The sequence below is a fragment of the Actinomyces ruminicola genome (assembly GCF_900103885.1).
Classification (GTDB): domain Bacteria; phylum Actinomycetota; class Actinomycetes; order Actinomycetales; family Actinomycetaceae; genus Actinomyces; species Actinomyces ruminicola.
In genome coordinates, this window is record NZ_FNIM01000001.1 from 395,177 (window position 1) to 419,035 (window position 23,859).

A 23,859-nucleotide genomic window follows, 5' to 3' on the forward strand; every position below is an offset into this window, starting at 1 on the left:
GGGGAGTCTGACATGGTGAATGGGGTTGCCGCCTCGTCCGAGCGGATGATGACACCGGAGCTGATGGTCACCGGGGAGGCCGTGGCCCTGGAGGTGCTGCCGGCATCCCCCGGAGCCCGCATCCTGTCGGGGCTGATCGACTATGCGCTGTACGGGATGGGACTGGCTATCACGCTGATAACGGCCGCCGTGGTGGGCGACCGGATCGTCGACAACCCCTCCGAGGCCCTGGTGATAGTGCTGTTCTCCCTGGTACTCCTGGGCTGGCTGGTGGGGGTGCCGCTGGCGGTCGAGGTGCTGTCCCGGGGACGCTCGGCCGGCCGGATGGTGACCGGCTCACGCATCGTCCGCGACGACGGCGGGGCGGTGCGGCTGCGGCACAGCCTGGTGCGGGTGCTGGTAGGGGTCCTCGAGATCTGGTTGCTTGCGGGGGTTCCGGCGGTGGCCGCCTGCGTGGTGACGCGCAGAGGCAAGCGCCTGGGCGACCTGCTGGCGGGCACCTACGCGGTGCGCGACCGCAACGGCGTCGCCGACGCCCCACCGATCCTCATGCCGCCGGAGCTGGCCGCCTGGGCAGCCGACGCCGATCTGCGTGCCCTGCCCGGGCACTTGGCGCTGGTGGTGCGCACCTTTCTGCAGCGGGCCTCCTCCATGCAGCCGCAGGCACGTGCGCGCCTGGCCACGCAACTGGCCGCGCAGGCGGAGCCCTATGTGGCGCCGCCTCCACCACCGCACACGCATCCGGAGCGCTTCCTGGCGGCAATGCTGGCGGCCCGCCGCGACCGCGAGTTCATGCTCGAGCTGCGGGACCGGCGCCTGGAGGACGAGGCCCGCAGCACCCTGCAGACCCCGCCGCACGAGGTGGCCGCACCCACGGGCACGCCATCGCGTTGACCGCACTCGCCGTCGCTGCGCGTCAGCGCCCCGGTGGTGTCCGAACCGGAGGCGGCCGGCCGGAGCGCGCTAGTCCTCCGGCTTGTCCCCGCGCAGCACGCGCAGGTGACCGCGGCGGGCGATCTCGCCGTCGCCCAGGCCGGTCAGGTGGTCCGGCAGGGGGGCCGTCAGGGAGGCGGGCAGCAGGCCGGTGGGCCGGCCGGCGTGCTCGGCCGGCTGCGGTTTGGGTCGTGGAGTCCGAGACGCCTCCCGGACGGCGTCGGCCAGGGCGGTCAGGTCGTCCTCGGAGGGCGGGGCGGGCCGGAAGTCGGTGGCGAGTCGAATGACCTGCCAGCCGCGCGGTGCGGTGAAGGACTCAACGTGCTTCTCGCACAGGTCGTAGGCCTCGGGCTGCGCCTGAGTGGCCAGGGGGCCGAGCACGATGGTGGAGTCGGCGTACACGCTCGTCAAGGTGGCGACGGCCGGGTTCTCACAGCCGGGCCTGCGGCAGTGTCGGACTCTTCTCACACCCGCAGGCTACCGCGGGCCGACCGGCGGATGCGGGAGCCATGGCGTCGCGGCGAGGCGCGCCGGGAACCGGCGTCGGCTCAGCTGTCGGGATCGATCTCCTCCGGGCGGCGGCCGAGCATGAGGGCCACCTGTTCCACCACCACGCGGCGCACGAGCTCGGCCAGCTCGGCGTCGTCAGCGGCGCGGGAGGTGATGGGGCGGCGGTACAGCACGATGCGGGCGGGCAGCCCGGCACGCGGCTCGGCGGCGAATCCGCGCCCGAGCACGACGCCGTTCTCCCACGGGGCGGGGTCCGAGGGCGGCACCTCCTCGACGGCGAACTGCATCTGGGCGATCTCCGGATGCCGCCGGGCCAAGGCGTCCGCGGCGCCGATGACCATGGCGTCGAAGCGCTCGGCCCGGGTGCGCCAGGCGGGCAGGTTGGGCGGCAGCAGTGGCCCTCGCAGCCCGCGCCCATGGCGATCGCGGCGACGTGGGGAGGCGGGTATGCGCGCCGGGGGCAGATGTGAGGGCCGAGCCACGCCTCCACTCTAGACGATCCACCCGCCGGGGGTGCGGACGAGCCGCCCAGGACGCGGCCCCGACGCGGCGGACGGCCGAGCGGGGCGCAGTCCAGTCCCGTGGCGCCACCGGCCCCAGCAGGTCCCGGTGGCGCCGCCCGCGTCATTGCAGCAGCAGGTCGAGGGCTCCCTGAGCGGCGGCGTCGGGCACGGTCGGGATCACGGAGATGAGCGTGCCCGGCACGTCGCCCTTGACCTCGGCGGTGACGACCGCGGCCGCCGCCACCTGCTGGTCGCCGGGACCGCTGATGATCAGCCCGGAGACGTCCTCCGGGACCTCGGGGGTGAGCGTGGTAGCGGCGGGGACGGTGATCTCCTCGGTCCACTCTCCGGCGGCCGCGGTGAGTACCACGGTGGCCGCGTCCGCGCCGGTATTGGTCAGCACCACGGAGGTCTCCAAGCCGTTCTCGCGGGGCAGGGCCAGGACGGCGCCCTTGGTGGCGTCGGCGGCGGTGGCCTGCACCCAGGCGGTGTCATGGGCGAGGGCGCCGGAGCGCTCGGGGTACTCCCCCGCGCTGCGCACGAGTTTGGCGGCGGCGCCGACGGCCGTATCGGAGGTGACGTGCACGGCATAGGCGCCGGGGGCCACACCCGCCAGGGAGATGTCGAAGACGGCGCCCGGGTCGACGGTCACGGCGGTAGCGCCCGGCAGTTCCTCCTCGCCGTCGGCGCCGACCAGAGAGATCGAGACGGTGGCGGGGGCGGCGGCGGGGTTGACCACGCGCACCGCGGGCGCGTCGGAGGAGGCGGCACCGTCGGCCTCTGCCTCCCCCTGGTCGGCGGCGTCCACGAGCACCACGCCGGGGATGGTCAGCTCCGTGGCGGGGGCGGCGCCGGCGGTGAGCGTGTCTACGCCCGCGGGAGTCTCGCCGTCCAGGGACTCGGTGACCAGGACGGGGATGAGCGAGCCGCCGTCCACCTCCACGCTCAGAGCCAGGCGGTCGTCCAGCGCCCCGGCAGCCTCCAGCAGCACGGCGGTGGTCTCGCCTGCACTCACCGACACCTGGCCGGAGGAGGGCAGGGTGAGTTCGCCGGTGGAGCCGTACAGGTGGATGGTGGCGGTGACCGTGGTGACACCGGGGTTGGTCAGCCGCAGCTCGGCGGAGGAGCCCACGGCGGCCGAGCCGCCGACGATCCAGGCGACGGAGGCGGGCGCGGTGCAGGGCGCGGCGGTCAGCCCGCGCAGGTCGCCGCCCGCGGTCAGAGCCGTGACCACGCCGACGGCGCCGGTCGGCTCGCGGCCGGGTGCCACCACGGTGAGGACGCCGCCTGCGGCCGTCTCCAACGTGGTCGTGCCATCGAGTTCGGCGGAGCCGTAGGTGAGCGTGGAGTCGGCATCAAGGGCGGTGATGGTGGTGGTCGTGGTCGCCTCGTCGAGGTCGACGCCGCCGATGGTGTTGTTCGGCGCGGCGGGGCAGGCATAGACGACATCGGCTACGGGCGCGGGGATGGCGGTGGCGCCGACATCCCGCTCCGTGGCCGGGGGCGCGCCCGTCCCCCACCAGGTCAGGGCGAGCAGCGCGGCCAGGACCAGGAGCGCGGAGGCGACGCGGCCGACGAGGGCGAGCAGCTTGCGACGGGACAGAGTCATGTGGTGCTCCTCCTGCGGCGCAGGGGCAGGGCGATCAGGGCGGTGAGGATCCAAACCACCTGAATTCCGCGGGCGGCGACGGCGCCCGCGACGGTGCCGTGGGTGACCACGAGTTCGCCGCCGTCAGCGGGAACGACGAAGGCCGTGCGCCAACGGCCGGCGGCGTCGGTGACGGTGGTGGCATCCAGCGCCTCGCCGTTGAGCGTGGCCCGCCAGGCTCCATCGCTGCGCTCGGCGAGCACGAGGATGCGTCGGCCGGAGGAGGCCGCCAGCGTGGTGCGGATGACGGTTCTGCCGGTGGCGTCGGCGGGGATGGTGGTGCCAGTGCCGTCGACGGCGACGAGAGTGGCGCGGGCGGATTCGGCGGCGCGGTCCGGGGACACGCGCCAGGACGTGCCGGAGTCGGTGCGGGCGAGCTGCTCCAGCCCCGGGGTGGCCTCCAGGCCGGCACGGGTGGAGGCGGTCAGGTCGTCACCGGCGGCGTCGGTGAGCAGGACGACGGCGATGCCGTGGGCGGCCAGGGCGTCGGCGACGTCCTCGTCCTGACCGGCGGCGGCGCGCACCACCAGGTCGGCCAGCTCGGCGTCGGCCGGGTCCATCAGGGCGGTGGCGAACGCCGTGGTCGGGTCGGATGCGCCCGGGGAGCCGACGGCCGTGGCGGCGGGAACGCGCGCGGCGAGCTGCGCGGCCAGCACGTCGGGGGTCACGTCGGCGAGTTGCACGCCGTCGCCGCGCCAGATGCGCGCACGCAGCCCGGTGTCGGTGGCGGACAGGACCAGCACGCGTCCGGCGGCGTCGGAGGACTGGACCTCGGCGGCGATCACGGGTATCTGGCTGCCGGCGGGGCGCAGGGCCATGCCGAGGGCGTCGGCGCCGGTGCCGGTGGAGCCGCGGGCGGCCAGGGCCCAGGCGCCGCCGACGCCCAGGGGCGCGACGATGGCGATGACGGTGACGCCGACCGTGCCGACGCGCGCCCAATGCCGCCAGCCGACGGCGCCGGTGGGAAGGGCCGTGTAGGCGGCGTCGCCGGCGGCCAGTGCGGCGGTCAGCAGGCCGGCCAGGGCGACGGAAGCACCGGTGCCGGCCCAGGCGGTGACGGTGAGGGAGCCGGATCCGTCGGCTTGGGTGCCGACGGCGGTGATGACACGCGTGGCGCAGGCGGCGAGGCCCAGGCCGCCGAGTGCCATCAGGAGGCCGGCGCGGGCCCGGTTGCCGCGGCGCCCGCCGGTCAGCAGGCCGCAGACCGCGGCCGCGGGGACGATGGCGAGCAGGGCCTTGGCCGCCAGCGCGAGGCGCGGGTCGGCGATCAGGGACTCGACGTCTACGGGCATGCCCAGGAACGTCTCGATGGTGCTGGGCGGGGCGACGGCGACGGGCAGGCCGGTGTCGGTGAGCAGGTAGCGCACGGCGTCCGCCGCGGCGCCGGCCTGGGCCAGGCGCAGGGCGCGCCACCAGGCCGGGGCGGCGGTGGCCACCACCGGCATCAGCGTGAGCAGCAGGCGCCGCGTACTGCGCCGCATGCACACTCCCAGCAGGATCAGGCCGAGCACTACCGGCGCGGCGGTTGCGGGAGCGGCGGCCACGATGAGGCTGAACAGCAGCCCGGCCACCGCGGCGGCGGTCGGCGATCCGGGACCGTACTTCTCCGGCGACTGCGGGAGCACGGGTGCGGAGCCTTCGTCGGCCTCCGAGCGGACGGCGGGGGCCTCGGGGGGCTCGAGGTTCTCGGCCTCCGGCGAGGGCGCGGAGGTGTCGGGGGCGTGCGCCTCGGAGGAATTCAGGATGGGGGCGTCGGGATCGAGCATGGCCGCATCCGCGGCGGCGTCGGAGCCCACGGGAATCGCATCGTCCTCCGATGCCGCTGCCGCGGTCGTCTCGGCGGGCTCAGCGGCGTCGTCCGCATCCCCATCCGTGTCGGCGACGGGGTCGGCGAGCTCGGCCAGCTCCTCGATGCGGGCAGAGGCCAGGCGGTCGAGCTCGTCACGCTCCTGCTGAGTGGTGTGGTGCGCCCCGACCATCCCGGACAGGACCACGTCGCGCCGATCCGCCCCCACGGCGCGTGCGAGCGCCGTCAGCGCCCACGGCAGTGCCAGGTGGACGATGATGGCGGTCAGCCGCCCCTGCCCGATGGCGAGCAGGAGCGTTGGAGCCAGCGCCCACACGCAGGCCGCCCAGGCGCGCAGGGGATTGCGGCGGGTGATGGTGCCGGCGGCGTACCAGGCGCCGAGCGCACCGAGCGGAATGGCCAGGATCACCAGGAGGTGTACCAGGGCGTCGCCGTCGGCCCCAATCCAGGAGCCGACCGCCACGGGCAGGGCCAGCATGGCCAGCAGCGGGTTCAGTGCGGCGGGATAGCCGTCGCCGGAGACGGCCCAGGTGGACCAGGCGGCGTCCCACAGCTCACGCCAGTTCGCTCCTAGGCCCGGCAGAGCGCCGCCGGTCACCGTGCGGGCGACCAGGACCTGGGAGAGGCCGACGGCGGCCACGGCGGCCATGGCGATCAGCGTGGCGGCCAGGGTGATGCGGCGCCGTCGGGTCAGGGCGGCGAGCTCGCGCAGCTCCAGTTCGCTGCGGGCGGCCTCACGGGCGGCGCGCTCACGCTCCTGCCGCCGGCGGTCGCGGCGGACGGCCCGGATGTCGGCGGCACTGACGTAGAGCTCGGCCAGCACGGAGCGACGCAGGCTCTGGTGCGCGGCCAGACGCTTGCGGCCGCGGCGAATGTCGGTGCCGCGGCGGGCCACTGCGAGGGCGGCGGCCAGCTCGTCGCCGGCCAGCGCGGGGGCCTTGGTCAGCAGCCGCCAGGCGCCGCGGGCCACGCCGAGCAGGACGATCCAGGTCAGCAGCAGCGGCACCGGGCGGGCGGAGAAGGTCGCCCATGCGGTCAACTGGGCGATGCGCCGGGCGCGGAAGGAGCGGTCCGGGTCGGGATCGCGGACCACGGCCGCCAGTACGGCGTCGGCCGTCCCGTCAGCGTCCCGACCATGGCCGATGTTGTGCCGCGTGTGGGCGTGTTGAGCGGGTCGCAGACCGAGGTAGCCGGCGCGGCGGTGGCGGAGGACGGCGTCGGGGACGACAACCACGCGGTGCCCGGCGAGGCGCACGGCCCGGGACAGCTCCAGACCGTCGTCGAAGATCGGGAATGCGGGCGAGATGCCGTCGACCTCGTCCCACACAGCGCGGTCGATCAGCGCCCCGGCGGTACCGACGGCGAGCATGTCCGACCGGTCGTCGTGCTGCCCCTGGTCGACCTCGCCCTCGACGACGTCGTTGGCGCGCCGGGCGGACGCGGTGGTGCGCAGCCCGACCTCCAGCAGTTCGCGCGGGTTGTCCCAGTCGACCTGCTTGGGGCCGGCCAGGGCGACCGAGCGGGCCGAGCGGACGGCTGTCAGCAGCGCCTCCAGGCAGCCCGGCTCGGGGGCGGAGTCATCGTGCAGCAGCCAGATCCAGGAGTCTCCGGCGGGCTCGGCGCCGGGAGCCGTCGCAGGCGCGACCCGGCGGGCCTCGGTCTCGGAGATGGGCGACATGGCGCCGGTGGGGCCGGTCAGCTGCCCGGAGGCAGTCGTGGAGGCGAGCGCCTGACCCGTGTGCCGCGATCCGGCGTCGCCGCGGCGGCGCTTGCGGTTGCCCCTGGCGACGAGCTCGGCATACTTGGCCAGGCCGCGTTTAACGGCGTCGCCGAAACCGCTCGCGTCGGGCACGTGCACCACCCGCACGGCCGTGACCGCGTCGGCGCCGGAGTCGACCGCCGCCTCCTCGATCGGAGTGCCGTCGCCGAGCCCGTTGTTGCGCGAGGCGACGTCCACGATCAGTAGGACGTCCGGGGCGACGGTCTGCCCCGCCACCGCCCGAAGCGTCTTGGGCAAGTAGGGGGTGACCCCGGCAGAGACGAGTACCGCGAGGGTCCCGCCGAGAGATGAATACTGCAGTCCGGCGCCTCCGGCCTGGCTCATACAGCGCGCCGTTTTAGCTTGCGGCGCTCACGCTCAGACAGTCCTCCCCAAATCCCGAAACGCTCGTCGTTGGCCAGAGCGTACTCCAGGCATTCCTCACGGACTTCACAGGAGGCGCACACACGCTTGGCTTCGCGGGTGGAGCCGCCCTTCTCAGGGAAGAAGGCCTCCGGGTCGGTCTGAGCGCACAGCGCGCGCTCCTGCCAGGCCAGGGGGCCCTCGTCGGGATCGTCATCGCTGAGCAGAAGGAGGAGCGCCTCGTCGTCGGCGTCGTCGGACCGCTCGAGCGGCCCTTCGCCGAGGATGTTCCACACGATGGCTTCCCTTCAGGATACGGACGATGGTTACGTAGAATTACACGGGTGTGAGCCGCCGCGAGTCAAGCCGGGTGCGGGATATTCACTCAATTGCGACGGCCCCTTGGCCGACACCGACACGCTCCCGCCTACCACCACTTTCGCCCGCAGGGGCGCGGCTCGCCACGGGGAAGACGAACGCAGCAGCGCAACCGCCCCGACATCTTCATGACAATCGCCTGTGAAGTCTCTGTGCACTGGCTCCGAGGGGTGCTCCTCTGCTTGGATCGGACCGTGACCAGCCCCGTCGCAGATTCGCTCGCCGACTTGCTTCCATCCGCCGCCGACGCGAGCCGTCCGTGGCTGGTGTGGTACGCGCCCGGCGAGCGCGTGGAGCTGACCGGCCATGTGCTGCACATGTGGCAGTGCAAGATCGCCAACCTGCTCACCGAGGAGGCTCCCACCGCCGACCCCGCGGGGCTGCTCGTGCACCTGGACCTCGGCGTGCACTGGCGGACAGTGACCTGGTGCTGCGGGGCTTGGCTCGCCGGCGGGGCGGTCACCTTCACCTCCGCCCACCCCACCGCCGCAGCACGATCCGGGGACGACATCGACGGGACGGCCGGCGCTGCACCCCAACCCGCTGCCGCGCCTCATCCCGGCACCACTTCCGGAGCCCCAACAGCCCTCGCCGCTCCCGCGGACGTATCGGTGGCATTCACACCGACCGGCCTGGCCGCAGATGCGGAGCTGCAGGTGCTGGTGCCGCGCGAGCCGCTGGCCAGGCATTGGCCCGGGACGCTGCCGCCACTGGTGCTGGACGGCGTCGCCGAGGTCATGTCCCGCGCGGACGCCTTCCCCGCCCAACCGGTCGAGAGCACCCGCGCGGCGATTCGGCTTGACCCAGCCGGGAGCGCTGGGACGCCGACGGAGGTGTCGCGTGCGGCGCTCGTCGCCGGCCTGGGCGAGTTGGCCGACCCGGTCGATGCGCCCGGCACTGCTGAGCGCGCGCCGACAGCTGGGGCAGGCCACCGCGCCGCGCTGGTGCGGGCCCGCACCGGCCTGGAGGCGCTGCGCGGTGTGCTCACCGCGTGGCAGGCCGGCCAGACCGCGGTGCTTGTCTCCCCCGACGCGGACGCCGACCTCGTCCAGGCGGCCGCCCGCCAGGAGTGCGGCGAGCCGCATTAGCCCGTTCCCGCCATCACCGAGATCGGTAGAAAAACCGCCGAGATCGGTAGAAGTTACGTGCCCAGATCGGTAGAAGTGGCGCGGATGGCCCAGCCGGTCGTCCTGAAGAGAGCCAAGTATGCAAAGGTCGTGCAATGTCCCACGGTCGTACAGCGTCCGCGGCGACCGCGGCGCTTACGCAGGACGGGTCGGCTCACCGTCGACCGAATCCGCTTCGCCGAAGAGGGCTACGCACTTTCCGGGCAGGGCCGCGGTGCGCACCAGGGGGAGAATCCGCTCTGCCGGAGAGAGTGACACGCTGGAGCCGTCGGGACAAACCCGGTCAACTGCAGTTCTTCCTTGGAATCATGCGGAAGCAGCGGCTCGCTCAGATTTCTGCGCTGGTGCTCCCGCGTGCAACGGGATGCCCGAGCCAACGCCGACTAGGGCACGTCCGCCTGGACCACCGTGCCCTCGCCCTCGACGGCAAGAGTGCGCTCATCGGCGCCAATGAACAACGCCTGTCCACGGGTCAGCCGCGCCTGCCCGGCGGGGGTGGTGATCGTCGTGTTCCCCTCGGTCGCCAACACGATTCGCGGTCCGCGGCCGGGCACCTGCACGCGCCCGTCCGCGGGAACCACGGTGGTCATCAGCAGCTCGAAGTCGTCCACGGGCACGTAGTAGGCGCGGGTGGCGCGGGACAGGTACTCGGGCGCGGGCCGCACCGGCGGCGCCGCCACGTAGTCCACGCAGGCCAGCATCTCCGGCACGTCCACGTGCTTGGTGGTCAGCCCGGCGCGCAGCACATTGTCGGAGGAGGCCATCACCTCGATTCCGATGCCGGTTACGTAGGCGTGTACGGAGCCCGCGGGCACGAACAGGGCCTCGCCCGGCCGCAGCGTGACGGGGTTGAGCAGCAGGGCTGCGGCCACGCCCGGGTCGCCGGGGAATGATCGCCACATGCTGATGACGTTGGCGTCCACCCGCCGCGAGGGGGAGGCGCCGGAGGTAAGCCGGTCATCTATCTCGGCCACCAGTGCGGCGATCTCCTCCGCATCCGGGCGAGTGGAGGCGGAGACGAGGTCGGTGAACACCTGCCGGATTCCGAAGCGGGTCGGGTTCAGCCTCAGGGTGCGGCGCATGCGGCGCGCCAGCGGGGAGTGCAGGTCGGCCAGCATCTCAGCCGCCCGCCTGGGCGCCCGGAAGCCGGCAACCGCCTCGAAGTGGGTGAGTGCGAGCACCATCTCCGGCTTGTGGTTGGTGTCCTTGTAATTGCGCACCGGGCTGTCCAGGGGAACACCGGCCTCGTTCTCAAGCTCGTACCCCTCGACGGCCTGCTCCAGCGAGGGGTGCACCTGCAGGGACAGTACCCGGGCGGGAGCGATGAGCTTCAGCAGGAAGGGCAGCCTGGGGCCGAAGCGCCGCACCACGTCCTCGCCGAGCAGACGCTGCGGATCGGAGTCGATCAGCGCGGCGAGGGTACGGCCACCGGCACCGGTTGGGCCGGCCGGGTGAGCTCCGAACCACTGCTCGGCCCACGGCTCGCCGTCCGCCTCGACGCCGAGGAACTCGGGGATGGCCTCGGGCGAGCCCCAGTCGTAGCGCTGCCGCGCACCGTCAAGACGTTCCATGGGCGCCAACGGTAGCTGACAAGGCGGCCGCGAATCGGCACGCCGGGCGGATTCACGAAAACCCATCCACCCCATATGCAGCAAAATGGTCCGTGGATGGGCCAGACTGTGCCCATGCGAGGCATCATCCTGGCCGGCGGCTCCGGCACGCGACTGAATCCCATCACCCTGGGCACCTCCAAGCAGCTGGTGCCGGTGTACGACAAGCCTATGATCTACTACCCGCTGAGCACGCTCATGCTCGCGGGCATCCAGGACGTCCTGGTCATCACCACCCCGCATGACGCGGCCAGCTTCCACCGGCTGCTGGGCGATGGCTCCCAGTTGGGCGTGAGCCTGTCCTACACGGTGCAGGAGGTTCCCAACGGCCTGGCGCAGGCCTTCGTGCTGGGCGCGGACTTCATCGGCGACCAGGCGGCCGCCCTGGTGCTGGGCGACAACATCTTCTACGGCCCCGGCATGGGCACGCGCCTGCGCCGCCACACCAGCCCCGACGGCGGCGTCGTCTACGCCTACCAGGTAGCCGATCCGACCGCCTACGGCGTGGTGGAGTTCGACTCCGACTTCAAGGCCATGTCCATTGAGGAGAAGCCCGCCCACCCCAAGTCCGACTATGCCGTGCCGGGCCTGTACTTCTACGACAACGACGTGGTGGAGATCGCCAAGAATCTCAAGCCCTCGGCACGCGGCGAGTACGAGATCACCGACGTCAACCGCACCTACCTGGAGGCCGGCCGCCTCACCGTGGAGGTACTCCCCCGCGGGACCGCCTGGCTGGACACCGGCACCTTCGACTCCCTGGCAGACGCGACCAGCTTCGTGCGCACCGTCCAGCACCGACAGGGTCTGAACATCGGCTGCCCGGAGGAGGTCGCCTGGCGCATGGGCTTCATTGACGACGACGGCCTGCGCGAGCGCGCCGAGCCCCTGGTGAAGTCCGGCTACGGCCAGTACCTGCTCGATCTGCTCGAGCGCGGACGCCGCTGACCCGGAGTCGGTGGGGTCGTGCGCCCGGCTCCGCCATTCCATACCGACGCACTCGTCCACCCGCATCCTCACGAATCGAAATGGAGTCCCATGACCGACACCGCAGACACGCCCACCGCTCCCGACGCCGACGGCATCGAACTGCTCAAGCCGCTCGGCATTGACACCACCCCGATCCCCGGCTTCCTGCGCATCGACCTGAGCGTGCACGGCGACAACCGCGGCTGGTTCAAGGAGAACTGGCAGCGGGAGAAGATGACGGCGCTGGGACTGCCGGACTTCGGGCCGGTGCAGAACAACATCTCCTTCAACGACGAGGTCGGGGTGACCCGCGGCATCCATGCCGAGCCGTGGGACAAGTACGTGTCGGTAGCCACCGGGCGCGTCTTCGGCGCCTGGGTGGACCTGCGCGAGGGGCCGTCCTTCGGCACCGTGTACACCACCGAGATCGACCCCTCGGTGGCCGTGTTCGTCCCCAAGGGGGTGGGCAACGCCTACCAGACCCTGGAGCCGAACACCGCCTACACCTACCTGGTCAACGACCACTGGTCGCCCGACGCCCAGTACACCTTCCTCAACCTCGCCGACGAGACCGTCGCGGTGCCGTGGCCGATTCCGCTGGATCAGGCGATCCAGTCCGACAAGGACCGTGCCCACCCGCGCCTGGCCGACGTCGTCCCCTTCCCCGCCGAAGATGACGCCGCCCCCTCCGCAGCGCCGGGGACACGCGTGCTGGTGACCGGTTGCAAGGGTCAGCTCGGCCGCGAGCTGATGAAGCAGCTGCCCGAGGCCGGCTACTCCCCCGTCGGAGTGGACCTGCCGGAGGTGGACATCTCCGACGCCGACGCGATGGCCGCCTGGGACTGGTCCGCCTACGACATCATCATCAACGCGGCCGCCTGGACGAACGTCGACGGCGCCGAGACCGCCGAGGGCCGGCGCCTGTCCTGGCGGGCCAATGCGACCGGCCCGGCCAACCTGGCCCGGGAGGCGGCCCGCCACGGGCTCATCCTGGTGCACATCTCCAGCGAGTACACCTTCGACGGCACGGTTGAGCCTCACACGGAGGCAGAGGCCCCCAGCCCGCTGGGCGTGTACGGCCAGTCCAAGGCGGGCGGAGACGCCGCCGTCGAGGCCGCTCCCAACCACTACCTGGTGCGCACCTCCTGGGTCGTGGGCGACGGCAAGAACTTCGCCAAGACCATGGCCTCCCTGGCCGCGCGCGGGATCACCCCGAAGGTGGTGGACGACCAGACCGGCCGGCTCACCTTCACCACGGACCTGGCCGCCGGCATCATCCACCTGCTGCGCACCGGCGCCGAGTTCGGCACCTACAACCTCTCCGGCGAGGGGCCGGTGGTCTCCTGGTGCGACGTCGCCAAGCGGGTGTTCGAGCTGGTGGGTCACAGCGCCGACGAGGTCACGCCGGTATCCACCGCCGAGTACTACGCCGGTCAGGAGGGCATCGCCCCCCGCCCGCTTAAGAGCGCCCTGGACCTGAGCAAGATCGAGGCCACCGGCTTCACCCCGGCCAATTCCATGGAGCGCCTGGACGCCTACGTGCCGACCATCGAGCTGTGACCGTTCGCTGCGGGGCGCCGGTCACCCAAGTGGTGACCGGCGCCCCGCAGCGGCGTCGTCAGGACATCACTTCCCGGTGGTACTGCTGCGGAATCGCCCTAGCCCGCCGATACGGATCACGGCTCCTGTCCATACCACGAGCCCCGCGCACAACAGCACCGTCGCGGGCACCGGCCACGCCGGGAATCCTCCGTCCGGACTGGCCGAGAACTGCTGCGCCTGCTGCCACCACCAGCGCACAAAGAACACCGCCCATGCGGCGAGCCAGGCACCGGTGGCGACTCCAGCCAGACGGCGTGAACACGTCAGGCCGCCGGCCATCACGACCGCGAGCGTAAGCAGCGTCGGCAGCAGATAACGCGGGTGCAGGCCGCCACCGCCGGCCGAGTACTTCAGCTGCATCGCCACGATGAGGACCGCCTCGACGCCGAGCAGACCAACCACGACGATGTCCGCCTTCGTCACCTGTTTGCGGGCAATCGCCAGTACGCCTGCCCCGAGCCCGCAGGCAGCGGGCACCAGTATCAGCAGCAGGCCGACCCGCCCCAGAGCGGGAACCGGAACGAACAGCGACAGCAGTCTCTGCCAAGTCTCGGGGCGCATGGCAAGCTCACCGACCGAGACCGCAACGGTGTTGAAGTGCTCGGCCGCCCATTCCGGGTGCCCACCGGTGATCGTCCCGGTCAGGTGCAGGTTGCGCAGGTAGAACCAGCCGGACGACAGCGCTACCAATGCGCCCACAAGGACGGCGTTGGCCAGCGAAGTCCATCGCCCCCAGCGGTCTCGACCAGCTCCCCGCGCAATTCCCTCCGCGACGACCGCAGCCATGCAGACGGCAACCACCACCATCAACGACAGTCGGGTCAGCAGCGCCGCACAGCAGACCACGGCTAGCAGTATCCAGCGACGCCGCGAAGGACCAGAGCGGATGAACTGGAAGGTGAGCGCTATGCAGGCGGCCGTCAGCGCAGTCGCCAGCGTGTCGTTGTACACGGCTCCCGCAACCCCCAGCATCGAGCAGCATGTTGCCGCGATCAGCGTCGCAACCGGGGCGAGCAGGCGATTCTTGGGGAAGGCGACGCGCGCGGCATAGCCGATCATTGCGACCGCCGCAGCGCCCAGGAGCACGTTTACCGCCCTAGCGGCGAGGCCCGCGACGAGCACTCCGAAGGAGTCTGTCAGCGGACCCGCGAAAGGCGCCATGATCAGGTAGAAGAGCGGCGGGTGCTGTGAAACTGCCTGCACCGAAAGCGGAGTCTTGGGACCGGCCCCCGGAATGACCGGGCCTTCGAAGAAGTCGGGCCACTGACCGTGCCACAGCTGGAAGGCGTAATCGAGGTGGTTGACCTCATCAACGCTTCCGAACAGCGGTATCAGCAATGCGCGACCCGCCGCACACAGGATGAAGCCCACAACCACCAGCCGCTGAATCCCCGTGGTTCCTGCGGTGCCGACCACCGGCAGCGGTGATTCGGCGTCAGCTCCACCGTCCGGGGTGCTGTTCCAACGCTTTGCATGTTGCACTGGCTCACCATAGGGGTTCACGACTCGTCACGTCGCCACAGCCACACAAACGTGACTCAGGCCCCGCGAGTGTGGCCAACTGACAGAAAGTGGGACCACGCTCTCGCCCCGACATGCTGCCAAAACGGACGCTCGTCCGCTAGCCTGCCCGCATGCGTCTTTCCGTAATTGGTTGTGGGTACCTGGGCGCCGTGCACGCGGCGTCGATGGCCGAGCTCGGCCACACGGTGGTGGGGGTCGATGTTGACGCCCACAAGGTCGAGCGGCTGTCCCAGGGCAGGGCGCCCTTCTTCGAGCCCGACTTCGAGGAGATCCTGCGCCGTAACGTCGAGTCGGGCCGCTTGACGTTCACCACCGACTACGCGGCGATCGCCGGAGCGCAGGTGCACTTCATCGGCGTGGGCACCCCCCAGTCGGAGACCGGTGCCGCCAACCTCACCTACGTGGATGCGGCCGTCGCGGGCATGCTGCCGCACCTGGGCCAGTGCACCGACGGCGTGGAGGTCGTCGCCGGCAAGTCGACCGTGCCGGTCGGCACAGCCGCCCGCCTGGCCGAGCAGATCGCCCCCACCGGCGTCACCCTGGTGTGGAACCCCGAGTTCCTGCGGGAGGGCTTCGCCGTCAAGGACACCCTGGACCCCGACCGCATGGTCTACGGGCTGCCGGACGATGAGCAGGCCGCGGCGGATGCCCAGGCGGTCCTGGATGAGCTGTACCGCCCCATCATCGAGGCGGGTAAGCCCCGGCTGGTGATGGACTACCAGACGGCGGAGCTGGTGAAGATCTCCGCCAATGCCTTCCTGGCCACCAAGATCTCCTTCATCAACGCCATGGCGCAGATCTGTGACGCCGCAGGCGCCGACGTGACCGCTCTGGCCGGAGCCATCGGCCTGGACGACCGCATCGGCAAGCGGTTCCTGCGGGCCGGCATCGGCTTCGGCGGAGGCTGCCTGCCCAAGGACATCCGCGCCTTCCAGGCACGTGCAAATGAGCTGGGCGTCGGTCAGGCGCTCGGTTTCCTCGCCGAAGTGGACAAGGTCAACGACGCCGTGCGCCACTCCGTGGTGGACACCGCCCGCCGTCTGCTGGGCGAGGAGCTGGAAGGGAAGCGGGTGGCGATCCTCGGCGCGGCCTTCAAGCCGGACAGCGATGACATGCGCAACTCCCCCGCACTCGACCTGGCTCAGGAGTTCGTCGGCCTGTCCGCCTCCGTGGTGGTCATGGATCCGGCGGCAGGCCCGATCCTGGCCGACCGCGATGGCCTGCCCTACGAGATCGCCGGCAGCATCGAGGAGGCGTTGAAGGACGCCGACTTGGTCGTGCTGGGCACCGAGTGGAAGCAGTTCACCGCCTTCGCCCCCTCCAAGGCGGCCGAGCTGGTGGCCCGGCGCATTGTCATTGACGGCCGCAACGCGCTGCCGCGTGAGGCCTGGAAGGACGCCGGCTTCACCTACGTGGGCATCGGTCGGCGCTGACCCGTATCGTCGATTAGGCCCGGGGTCGGTTCGCCCCGGGCCTTATCGACGGCGCCGATTTCCCGATTGCAGTCAGAACGACGCGACCGTCCAGCTGGCCGCGGTCATGCCGTCGCTAGCCGGAACCAGGACGGTGGCGCCATCGGGAGACAGTGTTGGCCGAGAGTAGCCGATCGCCTCGCCGAGCCCGACTAGATCCGTTCCGTCCCAGGCGACGGCGTACATGTCGGCCTCCTGTCCGTCGGACCCGGAGCCCCAGGCGAAGCGGGTGGCGCCGGCAGAACCGATAATGACTGTTGAGGGCGCGTGCAGCCAGGTCGCCGGGCCTGGCTGCTCCTCGTCCCACAGACCGATGTATGTGCCCGCCCCCGCGGTGGTTGAGGAGACGGCCAACGCACGGTGGTTCCCAGCAGCCCACACCCCCGTAATCTGCCATGAGGAGTCAGTAGAGGTGATGGACAGGATCGTTTCGGCGGTTTCCGAGAGTCGGTTCCAATGGGCGAGCGTCGTCAGAGCACCCTCGGTGTCCGGCACGGCGAATAGGACACCACCCGCGACGGCTGCAGGCAGATCACCGGCGGCTACGACACTAGGAGGCTTCCTGCCGTCCAGCGCGTAACACAGAACCTGTCGCTCCCAGCGATCGTCCGCATACACGGCAGACGCCCAGTACACGTCGGTGCCATCAGTCGTCGGCACGACCTCCAGCGGTCCTGCGGGCGTCTCAGTGGTTCCGTTCAATTCCTCCGCGGTGCCAATGAGAACGGCTCCGCTCCCCGTCGTCCGCCCGTAGGCCCACAGCTGCCAGTTGTCGATTACGGAGGAGAGCTCCGAATCGATGTTGACGGTGGCGGCTCGCCAGACTATCCAATCGGCGGTGGCGGAGCCGTCTTGAGGCTCGAAGTAATCGGCCGGGTCCACGATCTCGGGAGGCTCCGAGGTGAGCGTCTCGGCTCCCTCGGCGGTCAGTATCGCCGCGGCGTAGGACATGAGTGCGTTCGGGTTCGAACTGGCGGATCCGAACACCTCTTCGGTCGACAGCGGCAGCACGCCGATCTGGGCGTAGTCGCCTCCAAAAGACCACTGGGGAGACAGCTCCGCGGGCTGCGCGGTCTGCTTGACCTCCACGGGCGCAACGGTCACGGGCATGCCACTCAGCGAGAAGGGCAGAGTAGAGGCTTGTGGCGCATCGGTAGCCGTTGCGCCGTGGGGTGAGGCCGCAGAGGTTGCGCCGTCTGTCGGCTCCGGCGCCGGCTGGTTCCGGCTACAACCAACAACGAGCATCCCGGCCGAAGCGGCCACGACCGTGAGGAGTCGACGCCTGCTGAGCATCCGTATCAGTGCCATGACGTGCCCTCACGATCAGGGGGTGAAGATTCCGATGTGCTGGCGACCGTCGTTGACGTACTCGTACTGGAGATAGTTACGAGTAAACGTTGCCAGCGACGGATACCAGAACTTCTGCGCGGCGCCGCCCCACAGCGTGGCACCGGGGTCGGCGAATTGCACGGCATCGGTCTTGACGTTGTACCCGGTGACGACCATGATGTGCGAGAAGGTGGAGTTGCTGTGGCCGTTGAAATGCGGGCCGCCACGACGTTCCTGCTCATCTACCGCAACTGGATAACCCTTGGAGAATGACTGCTTGACCTTCTCCTGAACCACCGCGGGAGTCGGCGTGTGGATAGTGGAGTAGACATTCTTGCCGAGCCACGCGTTCATGCCCTGCTGGAACTTGCGGTCATGGAAGGAGGTGTACCCGTAGCGTCGTGTGGACATCGCAGTCGCGACATTCTCGATGGTCAATGATGCACCGGTAGACTTGGAGTTGCCGGCGTTCTTATAACGCAGAATCATATAACCTGACGTAGGACCGCAGAAGAAGTTGTTCGGTTGTCCGGCCCAGGCGAGGTTGAAAGTGAATTGAGTCTGCGCGGGCTTGACGACCGGTGGACGACGCAGCCCGAGGGTGTCCTTGCCGTCGCCGTCCCAGTCACCCACCAGCACAAGATCCGTGGCCCGCCCGTATGAGACCAGGCGGTCGGCGCTGCCGCCGGTCAAAGAGTTCTTTACGTGGAAGTTGTTTCCGCGCCGCACGGCGAGGGTGTCCTTGCCGTCGCCGTCCCAGTCACCGGCATAAACCTCGTCACTCGCGCGCCCGTAGGCGAATGCCTTATCCGCCGAACCGCCCTTGATCGAGTTCGCCACATAGTATTCTTTTCCGCGGCGCACGGCCAGAGTGTCCTTGCCGTCGCCGTTCCAATCGCCGACGAGCACCTGGTCCGACACGCGCCCGTAGGTTACCTCCACGTCCGCAACTCCCCCGCGAAGACAGTTGAGGAAGAAGTAGCGGTTTCCGCGGCGCACGGCCAGGGTGTCAGCACCGTCTCCATTCCAGTCGCCCACGATGACCTTGTCCGTGGCCCGACCGAAGATGATGACGACGTCCGCCGCGCCGCCGGACAGGGTGTTCGAGAAGAAGTAGTAATTGCCGCGGCGCACGGCCAGGGTGTCCTTGCCGTCGCCGTTCCAGTCCCCTACCAGCACCGCATCGTTGGCGCGGCCGTAAGTGATGACGGAGGTCGCCTTGGAGGTGAAGGTATTGGCGAAGTAGTACGTGCGGCCGAGGTCCTTCTCCGTGCCGCGAGCGTTGGCTGCCCCTGCGGCCACCCCACTGGGCATGCTGCAACTCGCTTCGGATTCGGACGGAGTCTTCTTCAGCGCCTCATCCGCGGAGTCGTTGCCCGCCGCGACCCCGGGCTCGGTAGGCAAGTCGTCCTCGCCTGCGTCTGGAGTCGCTTCCGGGGAGACGGCCTCCGGGGCCGAGGCAGCCTCCGAGGGATCAGCACCGGCATCCGGATCGGCCGGCTCCGCCGTTACGGTTTCGGTGGCCGCAGGCGTGGGCGTCGTCTCCGTGCCGGGATCGGCAACGGCAATAGGGGAGAGAAGAGCCAATGAGGCGAGGAGAGGCAGCACGGCGGTGCGTGGCACCCAGGGAGTACGGCGCAACATGGGAACAGACCTGACTGGGATGGATGAGCGGTGACTCACCACAGGCTACCGTGCAGCTATCCTCAAACCCGCTTCGATGCCATCTCGATGGCAACGACATGGCGACGATTGGGGCCGAGGCCCGTCGGCCCGGGGGCCGACCGCCCCTGGTGATCGGCCGGCCCCGGACCGCCGTGCTCAACTCCTACGACGTTGTTCAGCACCAAACGGCGTCTCTGAGGGCAAGCAGGAAGGTCCGTCCGAACCGGGTGGTGGGCTCCAGCACGGCGCTCTCGGCCCATTCGTTCCACGCGTTGATGAAGACCACGCGATGCTCAGGCTCCCGAGACATCACCGAGTCGATCAGGCCGGCTACCCAGCGCCGGAAGGTGTACGGGTTCGATCCATACCAGGTGTCCGCCGTCCACTGGCGACGCGCCGTGTTGTCGAACGCAACCATGGCTCCCGGGTACTCGCCGTCCGCCAGCGTGCCGGACATGGCCAAGGACGCCTTGACGGTCTCCTGATAGCTCATGAAGTTGCCGCGCCAACGCGAGTCGAGGCCGACCTCTGTTGCGGGCCCGGCCACCCAGGGCAGATTGTGCGGCGGGAACTGGAGCGTGCCGTCAATGCCGGTGTCCGCCCCGAGCGCCTGGATGCCGTCGAACTCCTCCGCCACGGCGACGGCCAGCACATACAGCTCACCGACGCCCGCTTCGCGCGCCTTCTCGCGCCAGGTCGCGACGACCTCCGGGAAGTTCTTCATCTGGGCCGGACGGTAGACGGCCAGCACCGCCTTGCCGCCGATGCGCATGTAGCGCGGATCGAGGAGGAACTCCATCACGTCGTCGATGAAGGTCTCGGCCGGGACCTTGGAGTAGTCCTGACCGACGAGGATGTCCGCCGCCCTTCCATCCCAGCGACGCGTCCAGTTCTCGTTCGCCCACATGATGCAGTAGGGCTGATCGAGGTCAGATGCGTGCAGCCGCTCGATCGGAACGTTCAGCAGCCTCTCGCCGGAGAACCAGTAGTAGTAGTACATGAAGCCGGCGATACCGTGATCGCGGGCGAGTACCGCCTGCTTGCGCCGCACCTCATCGTTCGCGAGGTCGTAGAAGCCGAGCTCGGTCGGCAGCTTCGGCTGGTAATGCCCCCGATATCCCGGGATCGCAGCAGTAACATTCGACCACTCGGTGAATCCCTGCCCCCACCAGCGGTTGTTCTGCGGAGAGTCGTGGAACTGCGGCAGGTAGAAGGGAATCACCTGGGCGCGCGCGTACCGGCCCGATCCTCGTTCGAAGCGCTTATACGCATCGGAGGCGCTCGTGTCCTGCCTGCCGAGCCCGGCCACCTCGGCCATCCGCAGGCCCGCCTCCTCGGTCAGGATGCCCAGCAGACGCTCGACGGCGTGAGCCGTGGTGGCATCAACCTGCCCGTTCTCCTCATCGAAGTCTGCGTGCTGGAGGTTCAGGGCGCGCAGCCCCTGCAACAGGAAGCCACGAATCCAGTACATGGAACCGGACGCGAAGCGCAGGGCGTCTGGATCGTCCAGCGACATTTCCAGCCTGCGCAGCAACTGCTCGACGATGTGCTGATCCCCGCCCCAGAACTCGGGGCCGACCACGCAGTCGTCGGCCGTTACCAGACCCAGCGAGGAGTCCGAGGCGAAGGTGTTGAGAATCTCCTTCACCCTTTGCTCGGATCCGAGGAGGTCGGCCAGTAGCTGGTCCTTCCAGCCGGCGCCGTCGCCGGCGAGCTCCGCGTGGTCCTCGCGCCAGGGGCTTCGCTTGGTGTGCACCTTCAGCACGATGTCGTATGGGTCGAGGAAGCCGGCGTTGATCAGTTGCACAGTCGGGAAGATGTCCCGCCCGTGGTTTGCCACCTCCACGATGGACACATGCCCCAGACGCGGCAACTGCTCGCGGGGAACAGTGACCTCCTGTCCGGAGGCGTTGGTGACGAACAAGTCGAAGTCAACGGGGATGACGCCAAGGTGCGTGAACAGCTCATCCATGAGCTCCGGGTAGAAGCAGTGAATCACCACCGCGACCCGTGCCGGATCGTCGTTGACAAGCGAGTCGTCCACCCGCCAGTGGTCCGGGAATCCAGAGTTCTGGCGTCCTCCCAGACGTGAGACGTACTCGTTGAAGTCCGCGCAGTGCTTGCTCTGGTAGCCGTGGATGCTGCCACTGGCGACCAGGTTGGCGAGCGCATTGCGCCCCCTGGCCGCGAAGTAGTTCGCTCGTCGCACGAGCCCGGTCTTGGTGACTTTGGTCATCACAGGTCCTTACCACTCGTTGACGTCGGTTCCGAACCGCCGCCGGATGTACTGAGCCGCCTCGGCCGCTTCAGCCTCGGTAGACGGATGGGTCATGATGGTGCGTTTGAGGAACGGGACGCCGGACTCGATCAGGTTCTTCCAGCCGTCGACAGTTGGGTTTCCGTAGGGTACTCCCAGCTCCGGACCGGTCACCCACACCTCGCTCGAGTAGCACTCGGCGAAGGCCAGCCGGGACACACCGATCTCATATGACATGACCACGTCGTCCTTGCCGGGCTCCACCCGGACGGCGTTGAAGAAATCGCGCCAGGGCTGATCGGCGAGTATCCCGCCTCGGAAAGACAGGAAGAAGCTCTGAATGTGGTGGGCGAACTGGAACGACGCGGTCAGGCCGCGGATATCCGGGCCCGGCGCGGCGGCCCATTCGAGCAGGTGGTCGATCTCGGCAAAGGGTCCGAGCAGAGAATCATTGGTGAGCAGCACCGTTCCCGCGTCGCGCAGCTCGGGGAAGCAGCCGAGCGCCGTCGTCCACGAGCCGAAGTCATACCCGAGGTTGGGCCGTCGAATGATCATCGTGTCCTGCGGGATGCCCGCGGGGAACTCCAACGGCTCGGCGGACTCGCAGGTCGAGATGACCACGGTCGCGTATCCCGCCGCATCCAGCCGCTTCAGATACTCGGAGAGCGACTTGGGCTGGAGCGGCCCGACGGAGAACTGAGCCACCAGTGCCACGCGGTCGGAGTCAACGATGGTGCTGGGCCTGCCGCGTTCAATGTGCACACGCCCGTGAGACACCTCCGAAACGAGCGGGCCGCGCCCGCGCCACGGCATACGCCTCACCGCAGAACTCCCCGCACGCGTGTCTTGAAGGCGCGTACGGGTGCAGTCACCCGCCACGACGACGAGTGGCGCAGTACGTCGATCTGCTCCCACGCCCCGCTGATTACCCGGTTCGCACGGCGCAGTTCCTTCTCGAGCTCCTCGTTGCGCATGGAGAGCTCCGCCAGCTCGTGCTTCATCTTGTGCAGGGTGGCACGAAGCTGCCGGATCTCCTCCTCAAGGTCGCGCACGCCGGACTCCGACCCTGCACCAAGCGGGTATTCGGGATTCTTGGCGGATGTGCTCATTGCTGTCCTTCCCCTGGGGCGGGAAGCCCCGGCCGTTTGCTCCATTGCCCCGGTGCGAGGGTGACCAGCCCGGGTTCGTCCATGGTCCTGTCTGCACGGACAATGAGTTCGGTACGACGATCGGACAGATCGAAGATCTGCCCGTCCCTGACGAAGCACGTTGTCAGCCACAGTCTTCCAGGCTGGAAGACCACCTGATCGATCTTGTAGTCGATGAAGGAGTCTCCCGGACGAAGCGAGTACAGGGTGCCCGCGGCCTTGGAGTTCGGGCCGGCGATCGTGACTCCCCCGTCGGTCGAGAACCCCAGGCCCAGCTCGACGTCGTGCAAGTCCTTCTTGGCGTTCACGTGCACACGCACGGTCAGCGGCTTGCCATATGTGGCGAAGGAGACCTCATCCAAGTCGCCGTCCAGCAGCTCCACACCGGTCATGCGGCAGTCGCCGTTGCCCTGGTTCAACTTGTACTGATCATCCTCAGGGAACTCCTCCTCCGGCTGCTCCAGCGCACGCTGGCGGGCCTCCTTCTCATTGACGGAGGTGAGGTAGGCGGACACGACCTCGTCGGCATCACCGACCATCTGCACCTTGCCGTGGTCGAGCCAGACGACTTCATCGCACATCTCCGTGGCCAGCGACAGCGAATGCGTCACCAGCACGATGGTGGTGCCGCGGTCGCGCAGCTGCCGCATGAGATCGAAGCACTTGCGCTGGAACTCCTCGTCTCCGACGGCGATGATCTCATCAACCACCAGGATCTCCGGCTCGATGGCCACGGCCGCGGCGAATCCCAGCCGAACCGTCATCCCGGAGGAGTAGACCTTGACGGGCTCATCGATGAAGTCGCCGATGTCCGCGAAGTTGATGATCCAGTCGATCGAGTCATCGATCTGCTTCTTGGTGCGCCCGAGGATGGCTCCGTTCAGGTAGATGTTCTCTCGGCCCGTGAGCTCGCCGTGGAATCCGGCCCCGACCTCCAGAAGCGCGTCAACCTTGCTGGAGACCATAACCTCGCCCTCGTTGGGCCGGTACACGCCCGCGAGGATCTTGAGCATGGTGGACTTGCCGGATCCGTTGTGTCCAACGAGCCCGAACGTGATCCCCCTCTTCACGGCGAAGCTGACATCGTCCAGCGCGCGGAAGACATGGGTGTCTCGCGACCGCCCGCGCACGAAGCGCTCCTTGAGGGAATCGCGCCTGTCGGCGTGCAGCGTGAAGTGCTTGGAAACTCCTCGCACCTCGATGGCGAGGCCGTCGCCGCCGTCGGCACCGGCCGGTACAACTGCGGTGTTCATGT

General features: G+C 69.4%; 18 protein-coding genes. 5 read left to right on the forward strand and 13 right to left on the reverse strand.

Going from position 1 to position 23,859, the window contains the following annotated elements; translation table 11 throughout:
• Window positions 1-12 precede the first annotated feature (12 nt).
• A complete protein-coding gene (locus BLR49_RS01665) occupies window positions 13-894 on the forward strand; it encodes an RDD family protein (protein WP_092532379.1) in 882 nt (293 codons plus the stop codon).
• A 69-nt stretch (window positions 895-963) separates the two neighbouring features.
• Here BLR49_RS01665 and BLR49_RS01670 read toward each other — a convergent pair whose 3' ends face one another.
• From BLR49_RS01670 to BLR49_RS01690, 5 genes are all read right to left on the reverse strand, one after another.
• On the reverse strand, window positions 964-1,401 hold the full coding sequence (locus tag BLR49_RS01670) for a DUF3499 domain-containing protein (RefSeq protein WP_092532382.1): 438 nt from the start codon (window positions 1,399-1,401) through the stop codon (window positions 964-966).
• An 80-nt stretch (window positions 1,402-1,481) separates the two neighbouring features.
• Window positions 1,482-1,925, reverse strand: coding sequence for a metallopeptidase family protein (locus BLR49_RS01675; protein ID WP_245690299.1), 444 nt, complete (start codon window positions 1,923-1,925; stop codon window positions 1,482-1,484).
• 142 nt (window positions 1,926-2,067) lie between these two features.
• Window positions 2,068-3,555, reverse strand: coding sequence for a DUF5719 family protein (locus tag BLR49_RS01680; protein ID WP_092532385.1), 1,488 nt, complete (start codon window positions 3,553-3,555; stop codon window positions 2,068-2,070).
• Window positions 3,552-7,505 (reverse strand): glycosyltransferase family 2 protein, encoded by a 3,954-nt coding sequence (locus tag BLR49_RS13825; protein ID WP_092532388.1) that lies wholly within the window; start codon window positions 7,503-7,505, stop codon window positions 3,552-3,554. Before BLR49_RS13825 ends, BLR49_RS01680 begins: the two co-directional genes overlap by 4 nt.
• Complete coding sequence (locus BLR49_RS01690) at window positions 7,502-7,750, reverse strand: WhiB family transcriptional regulator (RefSeq protein ID WP_425425746.1); 249 nt, start codon at window positions 7,748-7,750, stop codon at window positions 7,502-7,504. The genes BLR49_RS13825 and BLR49_RS01690 overlap by 4 nt, the downstream gene beginning before the upstream one ends.
• 345 nt (window positions 7,751-8,095) lie before the next feature.
• Here BLR49_RS01690 and BLR49_RS01695 point away from each other — a divergent pair, with 345 nt between their 5' ends.
• Entirely contained in the window at window positions 8,096-8,989 is an 894-nt protein-coding gene (locus BLR49_RS01695; protein ID WP_092532394.1) for a TIGR03089 family protein, read from the forward strand.
• Window positions 8,990-9,411: 422 nt separating this feature from the next.
• On the opposite strand, the gene manA is transcribed toward BLR49_RS01695, so the two are convergent.
• Complete coding sequence (gene manA / locus BLR49_RS01700; RefSeq protein ID WP_092532397.1) at window positions 9,412-10,599, reverse strand: mannose-6-phosphate isomerase, class I; 1,188 nt, start codon at window positions 10,597-10,599, stop codon at window positions 9,412-9,414.
• Window positions 10,600-10,713: 114 nt separating this feature from the next.
• Between manA and rfbA the strand changes: the two genes are divergently transcribed.
• Together rfbA and BLR49_RS01710 are read left to right on the forward strand one after the other, a co-directional pair.
• Entirely contained in the window at window positions 10,714-11,586 is an 873-nt protein-coding gene (gene rfbA / locus BLR49_RS01705; protein ID WP_092532401.1) for a glucose-1-phosphate thymidylyltransferase RfbA, read from the forward strand.
• A gap of 90 nt (window positions 11,587-11,676) precedes the next feature.
• Window positions 11,677-13,167 carry a sugar nucleotide-binding protein gene (locus BLR49_RS01710; protein ID WP_092532404.1) on the forward strand — a complete coding sequence of 497 codons (1,491 nt, stop codon included), beginning with the start codon at window positions 11,677-11,679 and terminating at the stop codon, window positions 13,165-13,167.
• Window positions 13,168-13,233: 66 nt separating this feature from the next.
• Here the strand turns inward: BLR49_RS01710 and BLR49_RS01715 are convergent, their stop codons facing one another.
• Window positions 13,234-14,712, reverse strand: coding sequence for a DUF2142 domain-containing protein (locus tag BLR49_RS01715; protein ID WP_143013666.1), 1,479 nt, complete (start codon window positions 14,710-14,712; stop codon window positions 13,234-13,236).
• Between the two features lie 131 nt (window positions 14,713-14,843).
• Between BLR49_RS01715 and BLR49_RS01720 the strand changes: the two genes are divergently transcribed.
• Window positions 14,844-16,166, forward strand: a complete 1,323-nt coding sequence (locus tag BLR49_RS01720; protein ID WP_092532410.1) for a UDP-glucose dehydrogenase family protein — start codon at window positions 14,844-14,846, stop codon at window positions 16,164-16,166.
• Between the two features lie 72 nt (window positions 16,167-16,238).
• On the opposite strand, the gene BLR49_RS01725 is transcribed toward BLR49_RS01720, so the two are convergent.
• The 6 genes from BLR49_RS01725 to BLR49_RS01750 form a co-directional block, all read right to left on the reverse strand.
• On the reverse strand, window positions 16,239-17,315 hold the full coding sequence (locus BLR49_RS01725; RefSeq protein WP_092532413.1) for a hypothetical protein: 1,077 nt from the start codon (window positions 17,313-17,315) through the stop codon (window positions 16,239-16,241).
• Window positions 17,316-17,528: 213 nt separating this feature from the next.
• Complete coding sequence (locus BLR49_RS01730; RefSeq protein WP_245690300.1) at window positions 17,529-19,157, reverse strand: C39 family peptidase; 1,629 nt, start codon at window positions 19,155-19,157, stop codon at window positions 17,529-17,531.
• 217 nt (window positions 19,158-19,374) lie between these two features.
• Window positions 19,375-21,435 (reverse strand): glycoside hydrolase family 99-like domain-containing protein, encoded by a 2,061-nt coding sequence (locus tag BLR49_RS01735; protein ID WP_092532419.1) that lies wholly within the window; start codon window positions 21,433-21,435, stop codon window positions 19,375-19,377.
• Between the two features lie 9 nt (window positions 21,436-21,444).
• Window positions 21,445-22,218, reverse strand: a complete 774-nt coding sequence (locus tag BLR49_RS01740) for a rhamnan synthesis F family protein (protein ID WP_245690301.1) — start codon at window positions 22,216-22,218, stop codon at window positions 21,445-21,447.
• 56 nt (window positions 22,219-22,274) lie between these two features.
• Window positions 22,275-22,565: a kinetochore protein SPC24 gene (locus tag BLR49_RS13535; protein WP_245690303.1), complete on the reverse strand. Its 291-nt coding sequence runs from the start codon at window positions 22,563-22,565 to the stop codon at window positions 22,275-22,277.
• Window positions 22,562-23,857: an ABC transporter ATP-binding protein gene (locus BLR49_RS01750; RefSeq protein WP_092532425.1), complete on the reverse strand. Its 1,296-nt coding sequence runs from the start codon at window positions 23,855-23,857 to the stop codon at window positions 22,562-22,564. Before BLR49_RS01750 ends, BLR49_RS13535 begins: the two co-directional genes overlap by 4 nt.
• Window positions 23,858-23,859 lie beyond the last annotated feature (2 nt).